Here is an 18,639-nt window from a genome sequence, read left to right on the forward strand (position 1 = left end):
CAACAAAGTTAGTATTACTTTATAGTCAGATACGCGTATTTTCAGAGTAGACACCGATGCAAGTGGATATTTGCACCATGGCGGATGAAAATACGATATGAGGTAGATTAGTACAATATACTTACGATGGAATGAGCGAATGCCCACGGAACTCCAGTGGGAAGCAGAGCAGAGGCGAGACCCCGCAGAGCGGAACCAGGATGGTGACATGACGCCGTTGCCCACAGGACGTGGGCGCGCACTTAGGCGGAATTCCTTGAGGAGGCTTGCCAGCTCCCCACAGGAAAGGAAGTGGGCAGTAGCGAATGGAATAACTGTTAACAAAGTTAGTATTACTCTATAGTCTGACATACGTATTTTCAATATACACAAAATAAAAAAACGAAGGTGAATAACATGGAATTAGTAGAATTAAAGCATGAATTAGCTTCCATAGCAAAACGATTAAACGACTTTAGGGGGTCTCTTTGACTTAGAAGAAAAAGAGACACGAATTGCTGAGTTAGAAGAATATATGTCAGAACCGAACTTTTGGAATGATCAAGACAACGCACAAAAAGTAATTTCTGAAACGAATGTATTAAAAGGGTCAGTAAATAAATACCGTGAACTAGAATCAAGTCATGAAGATTTAGAGGTTTCCTACGAACTTGTGAAAGAAGAAGGAGACGAAGAATTAGCAGAAGAATTAACGTCTGGTGTAAAAGAGCTGTTAAAAGAAGTGAATGATTTTGAGCTTCAGCTTCTTTTGAGCGAGCCTTACGATAAAAACAATGCTATTCTCGAGCTGCACCCTGGTGCAGGTGGTACGGAATCACAGGATTGGGCATCGATGCTTCTTCGTATGTACACTCGTTGGGCCGATGATAAAGGTTTTAAAGTGGAAACACTGAACTATCTACCTGGGGATGAAGCAGGAGTGAAAAGTGTTACACTAATGATTTCTGGTCACAACGCGTATGGCTACTTAAAAGCAGAAAAAGGTGTTCACCGTCTCGTTCGTATTTCTCCATTCGATTCGTCTGGACGACGCCACACATCATTCGTATCTTGTGAAGTAATGCCAGAGCTAGACGATAATGTGGAAATTGAAGTTTCACCTGATCAACTAAAAGTAGACACATATCGTGCAAGTGGAGCAGGTGGACAGCATATTAATACGACTGATTCCGCTGTTCGTATCACACACATTCCTACGAACACAGTGGTTACATGTCAATCTGAGCGATCGCAAATAAAAAACCGTGAGCAAGCAATGAAAATGTTAAAGGCAAAATTGTTCCAATTAGAAATAGAACGTCAACAGCAAGAGTTAGACGAAATTCGTGGCGAACAATCAGACATTGGTTGGGGAAGCCAAATTCGTTCTTATGTTTTCCACCCATATAATATGGTAAAAGATCATCGAACGAATTATGAAACTGGGAATACACAATCAGTGATGGACGGAGAGTTAGATCCTTTCATCGATGCGTATTTACGATCCAAAGTTAATTAACAAAAATAAGTAGCGGGTTAGATAATTTTTCTAAATTATAGGCTATGTTAAGGGACAATGTTGATTTTTACGGAAGGTGCTAGATGCCTTGGAAAATTCGGTCGAATTTTTCTGCGTGCAGTGTCTTTCGGGGAAGCTTACTCAAAGTCCTGTGGGAAAAGCGTGCCTGGCGAGACCCCGCAGGGAGGTAACGACCGAGGATGCTTGCGGTTCGCCCTAGGAAAGTGAGTATCTAGGAGTAAAAATCAACAACAACGTTTAACATAGCCGAATTATAAAACGCATGTAGTCATATGATTACATGCGTTTTTGTTACTAGATTTTTCTCATTCAAGGAAGAATCATTTAGAAATTAGAAACTCTATTGACAGTGATAATTTATATATTTTTATAACGTAAAAATGGATATTTATGTTAAGATATTATATGTTTAATAAAGTTTAAAAAAATGTGAGACTATTAGAGAAAAAATAACATTCATGAACAAACCAGTCCATGGATGGAACAAAAAAAGGGAGGGAAAAACGATTGGACATAATTAATATTAGAAATGATCTTTCTGTAAAGGGGAAAAATGGGATAGGATTTTTATTATCTGGTGTTGTCATTTGGTCAATCATTACAATAATATTTTTACAACCAATGGAAATTCAACAGAAAAACATATTCATGCTATTTACAACAGGGATAATGTTTCCATTGTCGATTGCAATATCAGCCTTAATTAAAGCTGATTGGAAACTTCCAAATAATCCATTGGGTAATCTAGGAACATATTTAAATCTAGCTCAACTTAGCTATTTTCCTATCCTATTTTTTGCAATAATAAAAAGTCCTCATGATGCAGTTCTTTTTTTTGCAATCATAACAGTTGCTCATTTCTTTCCTTATGGTTGGTTCTATAATGCAAAGCCCTTTTATGTATTGGCCCCAATAAATTCCGTGGCAATCATGTTTTTAGGCTTATATTCAAATGGAGAGAATTTATGGATAATACCATTGTCTATGACTATTTTGCTTCTATTGTTAATCGCTTTGCTCCATTTAGATTATAAGCGTAAAATTACTAATGGCATACAATAGTAAAAAAAGCGAATATATATTTTTGGGATAGAACATATATGGAAAACTAATGACTAATAGTACATATAAAAAAAATAATACCGCATGATATCAAGGCTTTAGATTTGATATCATGCGGTATATTTTGTTTTATGGTGTTTTGCTCCAGCTTTTTTGCTGCGTTTTGCCCCCCCCACAGTAAATGCCTCTTTACTTATAGTGTTATTTATAAAAAACACAAACCTTTTCCTCTTTTTTATCAAATTGACTCTTTAAGTGTTGTTATTGATTATTATTTCAGGAAGCCTGCTTCAATAGGCGACCATAAGACACTATGGTCGTTATCGCTTGTACGTTCTATCCTCTTGTACATTGCATAAAAATTATCACTATTCATGAACAAAGTCATCCAAAAAGGAAGTGTCTTTATCATTGTAAAGCGTTACTAGGCTTGCGTTTACACGTTTGAAAACCGGTGTTATACTACGAAAGGATTTTATGTGAAAAATTTTGACAGCGAAATGGTGCGAGTAAAATCGTTTTTTTTACATACTTTAAGAAAACAGGTGATCATTATGATGAAGAAAATGAAAAGAAGGTTGGATAAAGAGCCTCTTAACCCAACGCAGCGGATCATAATTGAATTTCTACATGTTCTCGTTGGTTCCGCGATTGTTGCGATTGCATTTAACATATTTTTACTTCCGAATCAGATTGCTTCTGGGGGAGTTTCAGGGTTATCGATTATATTCAAGTTTGTATTTGGATTTGAGCCGGCCTATACGCAATGGGCTTTTAATATTCCCCTTTTTATTGGTGGAGTGCTTCTTTTAGGTGGAAGTTTAGTTGGGAGTATTATGTATGGGCTAAAAACACTGACGGGCACGTTATTTTTACCACTCGTTGTTTTTATCACGAGAGATCTTGCACCAGCCACGTCTGATCCATTTTTAGCAGCTATCTTTGGTGGGATTGGAGTAGGGTTAGGACTTGGCATCGTTTTTCGTTCTAATTCATCCACTGGTGGAACGGATTTGGCTGCGCAAATAATCAATAAATACACAGGGTTGTCGCTCGGTGGATGCGTATTTATTATGGATGGACTTGTGGTTGCTACTTCTGCGTTTATATTCGGATTTGAATTTGCACTGTATGCTTTAATTGGTTTATTTGTTACTGGGAAAACGATTGACCTAGTTCAAGTAGGGATGGGTTATTCAAAAATGGCAATTATTATTTCTGATTATGAAGAAGAAGTGAAGCAAGGAATTTTAACGAAAGTAGATCGTGGAGTTACAAAACTGGTTGGGTATGGTGGATATACGAACCAGGAAAGACCAGTTCTTATGTGTGTGGTAGGCAGAAATGAAGTGACGAAATTGAAGCAAATCGTTCAGACGATTGATCCTACTGCATTTGTTATTGTTAGTAATGCATCAGAAGTTCTCGGAAAAGGTTTCAAAAATAATTAACTAGGTTATAATAATCATTGGAGATATGCTGAATGATGTAATAATACGATAAAAACTTTGAGGGAGGTAGCGGCATGAAAAAGTTACTGGTAGCGATACTTAGTGCTGTATTAGTACTAGGGGCGTGTGGTGGCAATGATGTGGACGAGCCCCAAACAGCAGATGAGAATAACATGGAACAAGGGGCAACCGGAGATCTAAGCTATGATTTAGATAATGCGAAGCAAGTGTACAGACAGAATTGTGCAGGTTGCCACGGTGGAGATTTAGGTGGTGCATCTGGTCCTCCATTACTTGGATATACGAAGGACGAGGTGTTGGAGGCGTTAGGTATTGGACCTGGACCTATGACTCCTAATATGATTGTAGATCAAGATGCAGAAGATGTTGCGGCATGGATTGAAGATCAACAATAAAAGAGATTTTCAAAACGGTACAGACGAAATTAGTTTGTACTGTTTTTTTGTTGTTTAATAGAAGAGATTGTAAGGCAGATTTTCGACATTTTTTACAGGTGTACAGAAAAATAGTATATAGTAAGATGTATATGAGCAGAAAAACGAGTGTAAAAAGTGATTTATACGCTTGATTAGAGTAAAAATTGGTAAATCGTATCAATTTTGGATGAAATATTTCAACTTTGAAATGAAATTGTAAAAAAAATAAACTTAATTCGTCATTTTTTGATGATATAATGTTATATAGTGAAAGAATTGTTGAAATAGAACAACTGATTATTACAATAAATAATATCTTTTTAAGAACTAATGGTGTATTTTGTAGAAAAAGGAATTTATACTATTGTGTGTAAGTAAAGAAAATGTTCTAAATATATAACAACAAATGTTTCTCCATTATAGAAGGTTAAAAAAATATTGCCATAACATACACACATAATCATCATTATTCGACATCTATAGGAAATACAAATTAGGAAGTGATGTAATTGATTACGATGAACGAAGTGTGGAAAACGTATCCTAACGGTGTAATGGCCGTCAATGGGATAGATATTGAAATCATGAAAGGTGAGTTTGTCTACGTAGTAGGTCCAAGTGGAGCTGGTAAATCTACTTTTATTAAAATGATGTACCGTGAAGAAAAACCTACTCGTGGCGATATCATCATTGATGGGAAAAATCTAGCAAAGGTAAAAGAAAAACATATTCCTTATATTCGAAGGAATATTGGGGTTATCTTTCAAGATTTTAAGTTACTACCCAATTTATCTGTCTATGAAAATGTTGCATTTGCTATGGAGGTTATTGAAGAAAGCAAGAGTAACATTCGCCGCAGGGTAATGAATGTACTAGAAATAGTCCAATTAAAAAATAAGGCCCGTTTTTTTCCTCATGAAGTTTCCGGAGGGGAGCAACAACGAGTGGCTATTGCACGAGCGATCGTAAATAATCCAGCTGTTCTTATAGCGGACGAGCCTACAGGTAACCTTGACCCGGACACTTCATGGGAAATAATGAACATCCTAGATGAAATCAACAATAGAGGAACTACTATAGTTATGGCTACCCATAACAAAGAAATTGTAAACTCAATTCGAAAGCGAGTTATTGCTATAGAAGGTGGCCGCATTGTTCGGGATGAAGTAAGGGGTGAATACGGTTATGAAAAGTAGAACCCTTGCCCGTCATGTGAAAGAAGGTGGGAAAAACTTAGTACGTAATGGTTGGATGACATTTGCATCCATCAGTGCTGTTACTGTTATGCTTCTGGTTGTGGGAGCATTTTTAATGATTATAATGAACGTTAATCATTTTGCAAGTTCATTAGAAGATGATGTCCAGGTTCGTGTGTTTATTGATTTAACTGCAACGGACGAAAATCAAGAGGAATTGCTTTCTGATCTCCAAGGAATAGATGGAATTGATTCTATTCTTTATGTTCCAAAAGATGAAGGATTAGATTCTTTGATTGCTAGTTTAGGAGATCAAGGAGATATCTTTGAAACATTACGAGATGAAAATCCTTTGAATGATGTGTTTGTAGTACAAGCAGAGAATCCACAGGAAACAGAAGCTTTAGCCTCTGAAATTGAAGAATTGTCTCATGTGGAAGCTGTAGAATATGGGAAAGACATATTTGAACAATTATTTGCGGTTACAGATTTCGTAAGATTGGTTGGTTTTGCGGTAATCATTGGATTAATGTTTACAGCAATGTTCCTTATTGCTAATACTATTAAAATCACGATAATAGCTCGAAAACGAGAAATTCAAATCATGAAACTTGTGGGGGCAACAAATGGTTTTATCCGTTGGCCGTTCTTTATAGAAGGACTATTGTTAGGGGTTTTAGGAGCCATTATTCCTATTTCACTGTTACTGTACGGTTATAATAGTTTCTATAATAGTATGGGAGAAAATACAGGTCTTGACTTCTTTACTTTCCTAGCGCCAGATCCTCTAATTATGCAGATGGCGATATTACTTATAAGTATAGGTGCGTTTGTTGGAATTTGGGGAAGTATGATGAGTGTTCGTAAATTTTTAAAAGTTTAATAGATTAAAATAAAACAAATTCTGTCAAATAGATATGTATTTCCAGGGAAATAAAATCATGAAGTGACAGAAGGAGGGTTAATTTTACATGAATCGAATAGTGCTAGTTTTTTTTGCTTTACTCCTTGGATTTTCAACTTTTATAGGTACTCAAACAAATGTTTTTGTACAAGCGAATGAAGGAGAAGAATTTCAAAAACAAATTGAATCTTATCAGGAACAACAAGGTGAACTAGACGGCGATAAAAGAAAAGCCGAACAAGAACTTCAACGTGTTGAAAGTGAAATTAGAGAAGCAGCAGAAGAAATCAGATTGTTAGATGAAGAAACTTCCCGTACAAATGCAAAGATCCGTGAAAAACAAGATGAAATTGATGCAACGAAGCTTGTAGTAGAAGAGTTGCGAGAAGAAATAGAAATATTAGAGGAAAGAATAGCGCAAAGAGATGAGTTGTTAAAAGATCGCGTTCGCTCAATGTACCAAACTGGGGGCGTGATCAATTACATAGAGGTCATCCTTGGGGCTCAGAATTTTGGAGATTTAATTGAGAGAGTAAGCGCTCTTAATACCATTGCACAACAAGATAAAAACATTTTAGAGCAGCACCGTGCTGATAAAGAAGCTGTAGAATTAGCAAAGCTTCAACTAGAGGAAGAATTAACGAGCCTAGAAGAGCAGATGGTAGAGTTAGAGGGTTTATTAAAGACTTTAGAAGCACAACGTAGCGAGAAGAATAGATTAGTGAAAAAACTTGAGGAAAAACAAATTAATTTAGAAGACCAATTAGTTACCTATGAAGAAGAGCAAATGATTTTAAAGGCTCAAGAAAATGCTGCGAAGGCTCAACTGAAAGAATGGGAAGATGAGCAACGTAGATTAGAAGAAGAGCGCAAACGAAGAGAAGAAGAAGAGAGAAAAAGATTAGAAGAAGAACGTAGACAGCAAGAATTACAAAGACAACAGCAACAAACACAGACAAATAGTTCTGATAGTGGAACAAATAATTCAACCACTTCAAACACCCCTCCACCAAGCAATACTAGTTCTGCAGTATTAATGCGTCCTGCAACAGGTGCCATTACTTCAGGATATGGAATGAGATGGGGGAGAATGCACCATGGGATTGATATTGGTCAAGGTGGTCGTTCGAATGTTCCGATTGTTGCTGCTGAATCAGGAACCGTTGTTTACTCTGGTTGGATGAATGGGTATGGAAATACGATTCTAATATCCCATTTTATCGGTGGACGTCAACTTACTACTCTATATGCACATTTGGATGCCTTACACGTTTCGGGTGGACAACGAGTTAATCGCGGTCAACAAATTGGAATCATGGGTAATACTGGTCAATCAACTGGACCTCATCTACACTTTGAAGTACATGAAGGTGGATGGAATGGAGCAAAATCTAATTCAAGAAATCCAATGAATTATATTAATTAACGGATTATTATTGTTAAGAGGGTGTGTTAAGAGGTTATGGTGCCTTTAAACACACCCTCTTTTCCAATGGAAGGTGGCTCGGCAGCTCCTCACAGGAAAGGGAGTGGGAAGTAGCGAATGGAATGAATGCCAACAAAGTTGCAAAACTAGATAAGTTCCCTAACAATGAGATGAAGTATTTTCAGGGGAGACACCTAAATAACATAATAGAATTCAGAAAGTATTTGCTTAGCTCAATAAACAATATTTTAGAATTCAATATTTGTGAAACTAACTATAATTGCGTTATGATAGAAGAGTGAATTAAGTTAGTAATATGTATATTAACTATATTATCAATGCCTATGAATGTTCCTTTCTATAGCTAGGTACACATAATCTAGTGAATATGGCATATAATAAGCCAAGTTTTACTAATGGATTTATATGTATGATCTAATAATTCAATACATGTTAATAGTGTGCTTGATATTATTGGCTCTACTTTTATGAATTGCGATAAAATGAAGAGAGGAATAAAGAGGTGAGAAGATGAATGGAAATATAAACAAAGCGTTATTACCTGTTATTGTTGTATTAGCTATATTATTAGGTGCAGGAGGAATGTATACAGGTCTTCAAGTTGTAGGGGATTCATCAACACCTGTTATTGAGCAAACTGACCCCGATGAAGAAGTGGTTGAGAGTAGTAGGGATATTTCCAATGATGTTGGTTTATCGAAGAGAAATCTAGAGAAGTTTACAAATGCATATGAACATATTTTAAAGAATTACTTTATAGAATTAGAGGAAGATACATTAATTGAAGGTGCCATTGCAGGTATGTTAGGTACTTTAGAAGATCCTTATTCTGTCTATATGGACGAGCAAACTGCAAGAGAGTTTATGGAAGGTCTAGACTCTTCTTTTGAAGGAATAGGTGCGGAAGTTAGCATGACGAATGGTCGTGTAACTATCGTAGCTCCAATGAGAGATTCACCTGCTGAAAAAGCAGGATTAAGACCAAATGATCAGATAATGAAAGTAGATGGGGAAGATATAGAAGGTTTATCACTTTATGAAGCGGTTCTCCAAATTCGTGGAGAAAAAGGCACGACAGTAACATTAACTATTCAGCGTCCGGGTGTTAATGAATTACTTGACATTGATGTTGTTCGTGACGAAATACCAATTATTACTGTCTACTCTAAATTGTTTGAAGAAAATGGTAAATCGATTGGATACATTGAGATTCGTTCCTTTGGAGATAACGCAGCAGAACGAGTGGAAGAAGAGTTAAATGAGTTTGAAAAAATGGGTATCGATGGTTTAATTATTGACGTTCGTGGAAACCCAGGTGGTTATTTAGATGCAGTAGATTCCATTGGAAGCTTGGTTGTTCCTGGTGGAGAACCTATTGTTCAAACGGAAAATAGAGATGGAACTGTCACTCGCTTTTTATCTAATCTTGAAGAAAAGAAGCCTTATCCAATTGTTACATTAATTAATGAAGGTAGTGCTTCGGCGTCAGAAATTTTGGCAGCTGCTTTAAAGGAAGCTGGCGGATATGATGTTGTTGGAAAAACCACATTTGGTAAGGGAACCGTTCAACAAACAAAAGGCATGGGTGATGGGAGTCAAATTAAATTGACGATATTTAAGTGGCTAACATCGGATGGGAATTTTATTAATGAAGTTGGAGTTGAACCAACTATTGAGGTAGATCAACCAAAATTCTTCTATGTATCACCTATTAACGTGGAAAATACATTAACGTTTGATATGAATGGCACTCAAATTGCAAATGCGCAATTAATGCTAGAAGGGTTAGGGTATGGACCTGGAAGAACGGATGGTTACTTCGATGAGACAACGGTAGAAGCAGTTAGATCATTTCAAAGAGACATTGATATAGATGTGACTGGTGAAATAAATACGGAAACAGCAGAAAGATTACAACAAGAAGTAATAAGTGCGGTTCAAGATCCAGAACATGACTTACAGTTGAAAAAGGCCATCGAAATTTTATCTCAATAAATGCATGTACTAGGTTAAATCAGGTGAAAGTCTTTGAGGATGATGTTTATCAACTTGATTTAGAAAGATGATAATACGTAGAGAAGTGTGTCAAAGGTAGTAACACCAATTGACATACTTCTCTTTTTTGTTCACAAAACTTTCGGGGACCAGGTCCCCGAAAGTTTTGTGAACGTTTTATTTAGATAATTTTAAATATAAATTTGACATCATTCCAGTGAAAAAGGTCTTTTCTTTTTTCATAATTGTTTTACAATGAAAGGAAGGGTATAAAAGATAGATGTGTTAAGTTATAGAAATGGTGTTTTTATGCGATTACTATAATTTCTTATATTTTTATTTTATAGTTTGGCTCTGTTTAATGTTGATGTTGAATTTTACTAAAGGTTTCCTCGCATTCCTTGGGGCGAACCGCAATTCTCCCGGGGCGTTACCTCCCTGGTGGCTTTGCCTGGCTTGCATATCCATTAGTAGTCTCGCACCCTTCGTAAAAATTAACAATAGCACAAATATAAACATTGTCCTTTAACAAAGCCTATAGTTTACATATTGTTACTTTTGGTAAAGTGAAACTTACTGTCGTCATTTATTAGAAGAGGGGGATTTATGTTGGATGTCATTGGCTTAGAAATACTAAAAGCTTTTGGAAGGTTATGGTTACATCCGTTAACTTATATCTTTATACTTGCTGCATTCTTTATAGGATTAAAGCGGGTGAAAAGGGAAAGAAAAGACTTTCATACAAGAGTTTATGATGTCATACATGAATTGACATCCCCAGTAATGATTGGAATTGGTTTCGGGTTGATATTATCCATTATTTTTACCGTTGTAGGTATGGAAATTTCTGTAGGAATGATGGTTCTTATTACTGCTTTATGGTTATTATTTTTACCGTTTAGGAAGATAAGATGGTTAAGTATGACCTTCATTGCATCTTTTGCACTGATTATCAGTGGCTTTTTACCAAATGGAGGAACCAACTACGAATTTTTAAATGATTGGCTAGTGCAAATCAATTCAATGAATCTAGTTGGGTTCGCATGGATTGTCGTTGCTTTATTTCTTTCAGAGGCACTACTTGTTATGATAAATGGCTGGAAAGAAACATCTCCAAAACTTTTAAAAAGCAAACGAGGAAAAACAGTGGGAAGTCATGAAGCAAAAAAGCTATGGCCAATTCCAATACTGTTATTATTACCAATTGGAAATTTATCGTATGAAGGTTGGTGGCCACTTTTTCCATCTGCCAATTCATCTGAATTTGGTCTTATGTTAATCCCTTTTATATTAGGTTTTCAGTTGACTGTTCAAAGTCAATATCCAAAGACCGGAATGAAAAAACTAGGGAAGCAATTATTAATATTGAGTGTCATGTTAGCAGTTGTGGCAGGAGTAGCATCTTATTTTTCCATAATCTTACTAGCAGTGCCCGTTATAGGATTGTTGGGTCGAGAATTTATTTATATGAAATTTATAAACTCGGAGAAACAAAAAACAAGTTACTTTAAACACATTGAAAAAGGTTTGACGGTTTTAGGGGTTCTTCCTCATTCTACTGCTGAAAAAATGGGAATTGAAGTTGGTGAAGTAATTAGCAAAGTGAATGGGTATGAGGTGTTTTCTCAAAGAGATATTTATGAAGCACTACAATTAAATTCGGCTTACTGTAAGTTAGAAGTCCTTGACCGTGAAGGAGAAAGAAGATTCGCTCAATCTTCTATTCATGAGGGAGATCATTATCACATCGGGTTGCTTTTTATTCCTGATGGAGAGATGACAAATCTATCAGCGAGAGGTCTTCGATCATCTGTTGTAGTTCATAATGATCGAAATGGTGGGAGTTTAACAGCAAACGTATTATTGAACAAAGATTCAGAGTCTTCTATAAAAGATGCTAACGCCACTGAGGATGAACTAAGTATAATTAGTAATGAAAATGAGGGAGACTTCACTAATCAAGAGGAAGAGGATTCATTTCCTATAAAAGAGGAGATTTCTCCTATAGAGGAACTGACTTTAACAAATGAAGTTGGGGCTGAACAAGCAGAAGAAGAACGTAATTTTTCTAATATAACAGATGATGTAATAGAAGCGATTGAAAGTCTTCCAACAAGAATGGATAAGAAAGAGGATTATCCAAAAGTGGATGTGGATAAATACAAGGCTATTGAAACGGAGTCAGTTATAGATGAAGAGGAAGTAGCGGCTATTAGAGATGACGAAGTAATTTCTGAACTATCCAAACACAAGGATACTTTTCAAAAAAACGTGGAAGTGGAAGAAAGAAGAGCGGAATCTGGTGATTCACCATATGGACAAGCAGCTGGACTAAATGCTTTTTATGAAGAATTTCGGAAAACGGTGACGAATCGAGACACATGGAAACCGAAAGTAGAAGATAATAACGAAAAAAGCAAACAAAAGAATAAAAAACAAAATAAGGAAGACAATGAATAAAACTGATTAAAGTCTAAAAGGAAGAGTATGTTACAAAGCCAGACGGCGATGTGACACAACCTTCCTTTTTTTGTTCTCCAATAATTCTATGAAAGTTCCAAAAATATTCAGGGACCAGACCCGTGAATTTTTCATGAACAAAATTGGAAATGTTCACAAAGCTTTCAGGGACCAGGGACCCGAAAGTTTTGTGAACATAACACAAGAATATATGTTCGCATTGTTGTTTTTTGTGTTATAATGTCCTATATGTGTTAACAATGATTACTAGTTATTTCTAGTGCATCCAATTTGCTTTTTTTCTTTTTTTTCGTAATGATATAGGATAGCTATTCCTATTTAAATAGGAGTTGTTGAACTCAAAAACAGACAAACAATTAGAATATATAAAATTGTGATTAACGCCATTCAACATTGAATCCATCAATCAATGTACGAAAATGAAATAGATTATAATCATTAAGGAGGTATATGCGGTGTTAGAACAAAGTGGACAAACGTTTCAATTAGTTTCCAAGTATGAACCAGAAGGGGATCAACCCGAAGCCATAAAAAAACTAGTTGCAGGTGTTAACCGTGGTGACAAATTTCAAACATTACTAGGCGCAACAGGAACTGGGAAGACTTTCACTATCTCCAATGTAATAAAAGAAGTGAACAAACCTACATTAGTAATTGCTCATAATAAAACACTAGCAGGACAGCTTTATAGTGAATTTAAAGAATTTTTTCCGAACAATGCCGTTGAATACTTCGTTAGTTACTACGACTATTATCAGCCAGAAGCCTACATTCCACATTCCGATACGTATATAGAGAAAGACGCAAGCATAAATGACGAAATAGATAAATTACGCCACTCCGCAACTAGTTCACTGTTCGAACGCAAAGATGTTATTATCGTTGCCAGTGTGTCATGTATTTATGGTTTAGGTTCACCTACGGAATATAGTGAACTCGTTGTATCCTTACGAACAGGAATGGAGAAGGAGCGTAACGAACTACTTCGAGATTTAGTAGATATTCAATATGAAAGAAATGATATTAATTTTACTCGAGGAACATTTCGTGTTCGTGGTGATGTGGTGGAAATATTCCCTGCATCCCGTGATGAACACTGTTTACGAATTGAATTTTTCGGAGACGAAATCGATCGAATTACCGAGGTGGACGCACTCACTGGAGAGATTCTCGGTGAGAGAAATCATGCTGCTATTTTCCCGGCATCCCACTTCGTAACCCGTGAAGAGAAGTTAAAACGAGCGATCATAAACATTGAAAAGGAATTAGAAGAAACCTTGAAAGTAATGAACGATAATGGAAAACTACTAGAAGCGCAACGTTTAGAACAGCGAACAAAATATGATATTGAAATGATGCATGAGATGGGCTATTGCTCAGGAATTGAAAATTACTCTCGTCATCTTACCTTACGAGAACCAGGGGCAACTCCTTATACATTACTGGACTATTTTCCAAAAGATTTCCTTATTGTAGTGGATGAATCTCACGTTACACTTCCACAAGTTCGGGGAATGTATAATGGTGACCAAGCGCGTAAAGGTGTACTTGTTGATCATGGTTTCCGCCTTCCGTCAGCGAAGGATAATAGACCCTTAACATTTGATGAGTTTGAAAAACATATTCATCAAACAATATTTGTATCTGCAACTCCTGGACCATATGAAATAGAACATTGCCCAGAAATGATAGAACAAATTATTCGACCGACAGGGTTATTAGATCCAACAATCGACGTGCGACCAATTAAAGGGCAAATTGATGACATAATCGAAGAGATTCATATACGAAAAGAAAGAAATGAACGAGTTCTTATTACAACACTTACGAAAAAAATGTCGGAGGATCTCACTGACTATTTAAAAGAAATTGGAATATCTGTTCGATATTTACACTCCGATATCAAAACATTAGAACGAATTCAAATTATTCGTGAACTAAGACTAGGACACTTTGACGTTCTAGTAGGAATTAACTTACTTCGAGAAGGACTGGATATTCCAGAGGTTTCCCTTGTTGCAATACTTGATGCTGACAAAGAAGGTTTTCTACGTTCCGAACGCTCTCTCATTCAGACAATGGGGCGAGCTGCAAGAAATGCGAATGGACATGTTATTATGTATGCCGACAAGATGACGAAATCGATGGGAATCGCCATAGAGGAAACGAATCGACGACGTGCTATTCAAAAAGAGCATAATGATAAACATGGAATTACTCCTCAGACCATTCAAAAAGCTGTACCAGAGTTAATTCAAGCAACGTATGCTGCAGAAGATGGAGAAGCCTATGATGTTCCAAAAGTACTAGCTCCGAAACAAAAGTTAAGCAAAAAGGAACGAGAAAAAGTAATAGAACGAATGGAAGCAGAGATGAAGGAAGCTGCAAAAAATCTCAACTTCGAACGTGCTGCAGAATTGCGTGACGTAATTATTGAATTAAAAGGGGAAGGGTGACCTAAGAATGGCTTTAAATAACATTGTAGTGAAAGGAGCTCGCTCCCATAACTTGAAAAATATAGACGTAACAATTCCGCGAAATAAACTTGTTGTTTTAACAGGTTTGTCTGGATCGGGAAAATCGTCGTTAGCTTTTGACACCATCTATGCGGAAGGGCAACGCAGATATGTGGAATCATTATCTACTTATGCAAGACAATTTTTAGGACAGATGGACAAACCTGATGTGGACGCAATTGAAGGGTTGTCTCCTGCAATTTCCATTGATCAAAAAACAACGAGCAGAAATCCAAGGTCCACAGTAGGTACCGTGACAGAAATATATGATTATTTACGACTTCTTTTCGCTCGTGTGGGAAAACCCATTTGTCCTACTCACGGAGTAGAAATCACATCTCAGACGATTCAACAAATGGTAGATCGCATGATGGAATATCCTGAGCGAACAAAAATGCAAATTCTCTCACCAATAGTATCTGGTCGTAAAGGAACTCATGTGAAAGTTCTCGAGGATATGAAAAAACAAGGTTTTGTACGTATTCGTATAGATGGAGAAATGCGCGAAGTTGCAGAAGATATTGAATTAGAAAAAAATAAGAAACATAATATAGAAGTAGTGATTGATCGTGTGGTTATCAAGTCAGGGGTGGAATCACGACTTGCGGACTCATTAGAAACGGCATTAGAACTAGCTGATGGGCGAGTAATCGTAGACGTTATTGGCGAAGAAGAATTATTATTCAGCCAAAAGCACTCATGTCCACACTGTGGTTTTTCTATAGGTGAATTAGAGCCTCGAATGTTTTCCTTTAACAGTCCATTTGGTGCTTGCCAAGCTTGTGACGGCTTAGGAACAAAATTAGAGGTGGATTTAGAGTTAGTAGTTCCTGATTGGACTAAAACTTTGAAAGAAGGAGCGATTATCGCGTGGGAACCAACGAGTTCTCAATATTACCCACAGCTCTTATCAAGTGTATGTGATCACTTTGGAATTGATATGGATGTTCCGATTGAACAGTTGCCGAAGCCACAGATGGAAAAAGTTTTATTCGGCAGCGGTACAGAGAAAATCTATTTCCGATACGAAAATGAATTTGGAAATATTCGAGAGAAAGAAATATATTTTGAAGGTGTGGTCCAAAACATTGCTCGAAGGTATAGTGAAACAAGTTCTGATTATATTCGAGAGCAAATGGAAGGTTATATGGGAAAAAAACCATGTCCAAAATGCAAGGGGAATCGTCTTCGTCCAGAAACACTTGCTGTAAAAGTAGGCCAAAAGCATATTGGAGAAGTAACCAATTTTTCTATAAAAGAAGGAAAACAGTTTTTTGCCGATCTTCAGTTATCTCAAAAAGACATGACCATTGCGAGAATGATACTGCGTGAAATAGACGAACGACTTGGTTTTCTAATTAATGTAGGACTAGATTATTTATCATTATCTCGTTCAGCTGGTACCCTGTCAGGTGGGGAGGCGCAACGTATTCGCCTAGCAACACAAATTGGCTCTTCATTAATGGGAGTATTATATATTCTCGATGAGCCTTCTATTGGTTTACACCAACGAGATAATGCGAGACTTATTCATACTTTAGAAAAAATGCGAGATTTAGGAAATACGCTAATTGTTGTAGAACATGATGAAGATACCATGCTTGCAGCAGATCATCTTATTGATATCGGACCAGGAGCAGGGGTTCACGGTGGAGTTATTACTGCAGAAGGGACGCCAGCTGAAATTTGTGAAAATGAGGCTTCCCTAACAGGGCAATATTTATCCGGGAAAAAATTCATTCCATTACCTGTAGAACGTCGGATACCTAATGGGAAAAAAATATCCATCGTAGGTGCGAAGGAAAATAACCTAAAAGGTACGAGTGTAGATATCCCATTAGGAATTATGGTTGCGGTAACTGGTGTATCAGGCTCGGGAAAAAGTACGTTGATTAATGATATTCTTTATAAGTCATTAGCCCAAAAGCTAACAACAGCAAAAGATAAGCCTGGTGAGCATAGAAAAATTGATGGCGTCGAACACCTTGAAAAAGTAATTGATATCGACCAATCTCCAATTGGACGAACTCCTCGTTCGAATCCAGCAACATATACTGGGGTGTTTGACCAAATACGTGATGTGTACGCAATGACAAATGAAGCAAAGGTTCGTGGTTATAAAAAAGGACGCTTTAGTTTTAACGTGAAAGGCGGTCGCTGTGAAGCATGCAGAGGTGACGGGATCATTAAAATAGAAATGCATTTCCTACCAGATGTGTATGTTCCTTGTGAAGAATGTCATGGGAAGCGGTACAACCGTGAGACGTTAGAAGTGAAGTATAAAGGAAAAACCATTGCGGATGTTCTGGATATGACGGTAGAAGATGCTGTAGATTTTTTTGAAAACATTCCAAGAATCAAAAGAAAAGTAGAAACGTTATATGATGTGGGTCTTGGATACATGAAGCTAGGACAACCTGCTACAACTCTGTCTGGTGGAGAAGCACAACGAGTGAAGCTTGCATCGCAACTTCATCGTCGTTCAACAGGTCGAACTCTCTATATACTGGACGAGCCAACTACCGGCCTTCACGTTGCGGATATTGATAGACTTCTCAAAGTGCTACAACGACTAGTAGATAACGGAGATACAGTTCTTGTTATTGAGCACAACTTAGATGTTATTAAAACGGTAGACTATATAATTGATCTTGGTCCTGAAGGTGGAGACAAAGGTGGCACGATTGTAGCTACAGGTACTCCGGAAAAGGTAGCTGAGGTAGCTAATTCTTACACTGGTCAATATTTAAAGCCAATTTTAATGCGTGACCGGGAACGAATGGCAAGGAAAATAGAAGAGAAAGAAAAGCTCGCATCACATTAATAAAAGTACAAGGTTTGTTGAAAGGGGAATGTAGCCTTTCAACAAACCTTTTTTTTAAAAGATATGAATTTATAAAATTTTTTTGAACTTAGAAAGGTGTCTAGCTCCAGGCGCCAGGATCTCGTGTCAAATAAACTGGCCGATTAAAAAGTAAAAAGCACTTTTTATCGTCCAGGGCATATGCATTTTGCTGATAAGCAAGCTTCTTGCACTTATACTATATGCTTTAACAATGTGTAACCTCACTAAAGGATTATAGTATAAGGATACAAAGGCTTTCGCCATCATTGAATTGCCGATAAGTCGTGTTTTCCTTTATTTGTTTTTAGGATCTAAGTCAAGAACTTCTAAAGAAAAAAATTTCGTAATGAGGCTTTTCAAAGGTTAATTTATCCATAAAAATTCTTAAATTAGAATGTTTAGCTAACTATTGTTGAGGGAATTCTTGATAATGTTAATAAAAAACACTTGTTTTAAGAAGAAGAGTGTGATAAAGTTATAAATCTGTCGCAGGAAATATGATTTGCGCAGAATAGTTCATTATTAATATTTCTTTTATTTATAAATGAATACTTTTTTAAAATTTTGTTGCGCAGAATATTATTCTGTGTTATAATAAATCTTGTCGCTGAAATGCGATGAAAAAAGTATAATTAAGTTAAAGAAAAGGTTGCGTTGATTAAGTTTAAGTGTTACAATGAATTTTGTCGCTAAAAAAATTATAAACCTTTTGAGAAAAAAGTTGTTGACAACAAAATATTATTTTGATATAATATAAAAGTTGCTGATAAAACAACTTGTGATAAT

General features: G+C 36.5%; 11 protein-coding genes. All 11 read left to right on the forward strand.

Translation table 11 applies throughout. The features are described 5' to 3' along the window. The first annotated feature begins 396 nt into the window (after positions 1 to 396). The 11 genes from prfB (at position 397) to uvrA (ending at position 17,832) form a co-directional block, all read left to right on the forward strand. Positions 397 to 1,498, forward strand: a protein-coding gene (gene prfB, locus ACERII_RS16685; RefSeq protein ID WP_373643863.1) for a peptide chain release factor 2 whose coding sequence is annotated in 2 segments (ribosomal slippage) — positions 397 to 468 and positions 470 to 1,498 — 1,101 coding nt in all. Because the reading frame shifts where the segments join, the coding sequence is not laid out codon by codon here. A gap of 528 nt (positions 1,499 to 2,026) precedes the next feature. Then, positions 2,027 to 2,581, forward strand: coding sequence for a DUF7010 family protein (locus ACERII_RS16690; RefSeq protein WP_373643864.1), 555 nt, complete (start codon positions 2,027 to 2,029; stop codon positions 2,579 to 2,581). 566 nt (positions 2,582 to 3,147) lie between these two features. Beyond that, positions 3,148 to 4,032 (forward strand): YitT family protein, encoded by an 885-nt coding sequence (locus tag ACERII_RS16695; RefSeq protein WP_373643874.1) that lies wholly within the window; start codon positions 3,148 to 3,150, stop codon positions 4,030 to 4,032. A gap of 74 nt (positions 4,033 to 4,106) precedes the next feature. Further along, entirely contained in the window at positions 4,107 to 4,448 is a 342-nt protein-coding gene (locus ACERII_RS16700) for a c-type cytochrome (protein ID WP_373643865.1), read from the forward strand. Positions 4,449 to 4,978: 530 nt separating this feature from the next. After that, positions 4,979 to 5,665, forward strand: coding sequence for a cell division ATP-binding protein FtsE (gene ftsE, locus ACERII_RS16705; RefSeq protein ID WP_373643866.1), 687 nt, complete (start codon positions 4,979 to 4,981; stop codon positions 5,663 to 5,665). Beyond that, entirely contained in the window at positions 5,655 to 6,548 is an 894-nt protein-coding gene (ftsX, locus tag ACERII_RS16710) for a permease-like cell division protein FtsX (RefSeq protein WP_373643867.1), read from the forward strand. The genes ftsE and ftsX overlap by 11 nt, the downstream gene beginning before the upstream one ends. 88 nt (positions 6,549 to 6,636) lie before the next feature. Beyond that, positions 6,637 to 7,995, forward strand: coding sequence for a murein hydrolase activator EnvC family protein (locus ACERII_RS16715; RefSeq protein WP_373643868.1), 1,359 nt, complete (start codon positions 6,637 to 6,639; stop codon positions 7,993 to 7,995). Positions 7,996 to 8,526: 531 nt separating this feature from the next. Then, positions 8,527 to 10,011 (forward strand): S41 family peptidase, encoded by a 1,485-nt coding sequence (locus tag ACERII_RS16720; RefSeq protein WP_373643869.1) that lies wholly within the window; start codon positions 8,527 to 8,529, stop codon positions 10,009 to 10,011. A gap of 606 nt (positions 10,012 to 10,617) precedes the next feature. Next, on the forward strand, positions 10,618 to 12,471 hold the full coding sequence (locus ACERII_RS16725; protein WP_373643870.1) for a hypothetical protein: 1,854 nt from the start codon (positions 10,618 to 10,620) through the stop codon (positions 12,469 to 12,471). A 476-nt stretch (positions 12,472 to 12,947) separates the two neighbouring features. Further along, positions 12,948 to 14,948, forward strand: a complete 2,001-nt coding sequence (uvrB, locus tag ACERII_RS16730; protein ID WP_373643871.1) for an excinuclease ABC subunit UvrB — start codon at positions 12,948 to 12,950, stop codon at positions 14,946 to 14,948. 7 nt (positions 14,949 to 14,955) lie between these two features. After that, complete coding sequence (uvrA, locus tag ACERII_RS16735) at positions 14,956 to 17,832, forward strand: excinuclease ABC subunit UvrA (RefSeq protein ID WP_373643872.1); 2,877 nt, start codon at positions 14,956 to 14,958, stop codon at positions 17,830 to 17,832. The last annotated feature ends 807 nt before the right edge of the window (positions 17,833 to 18,639 follow it).

This window comes from Evansella sp. AB-rgal1, from assembly GCF_041820985.1.
In the GTDB taxonomy this organism is placed as follows: Bacteria; Bacillota; Bacilli; order Bacillales; family Salisediminibacteriaceae; genus Evansella.

Coding starts and splice junctions, on each gene's coding strand:
- uvrA (WP_373643872.1), top strand. CDS start 14,956: ATGGCTTTAAATAACATTGTAGTGAAAGGAGCTCGCTCCCATAACTTG.
- ACERII_RS16715 (WP_373643868.1), top strand. CDS start 6,637: ATGAATCGAATAGTGCTAGTTTTTTTTGCTTTACTCCTTGGATTTTCA.
- ACERII_RS16720 (WP_373643869.1), top strand. CDS start 8,527: ATGAATGGAAATATAAACAAAGCGTTATTACCTGTTATTGTTGTATTA.
- ACERII_RS16695 (WP_373643874.1), top strand. CDS start 3,148: ATGAAAAGAAGGTTGGATAAAGAGCCTCTTAACCCAACGCAGCGGATC.
- ftsX (WP_373643867.1), top strand. CDS start 5,655: ATGAAAAGTAGAACCCTTGCCCGTCATGTGAAAGAAGGTGGGAAAAAC.
- ACERII_RS16725 (WP_373643870.1), top strand. CDS start 10,618: ATGTTGGATGTCATTGGCTTAGAAATACTAAAAGCTTTTGGAAGGTTA.
- ACERII_RS16700 (WP_373643865.1), top strand. CDS start 4,107: ATGAAAAAGTTACTGGTAGCGATACTTAGTGCTGTATTAGTACTAGGG.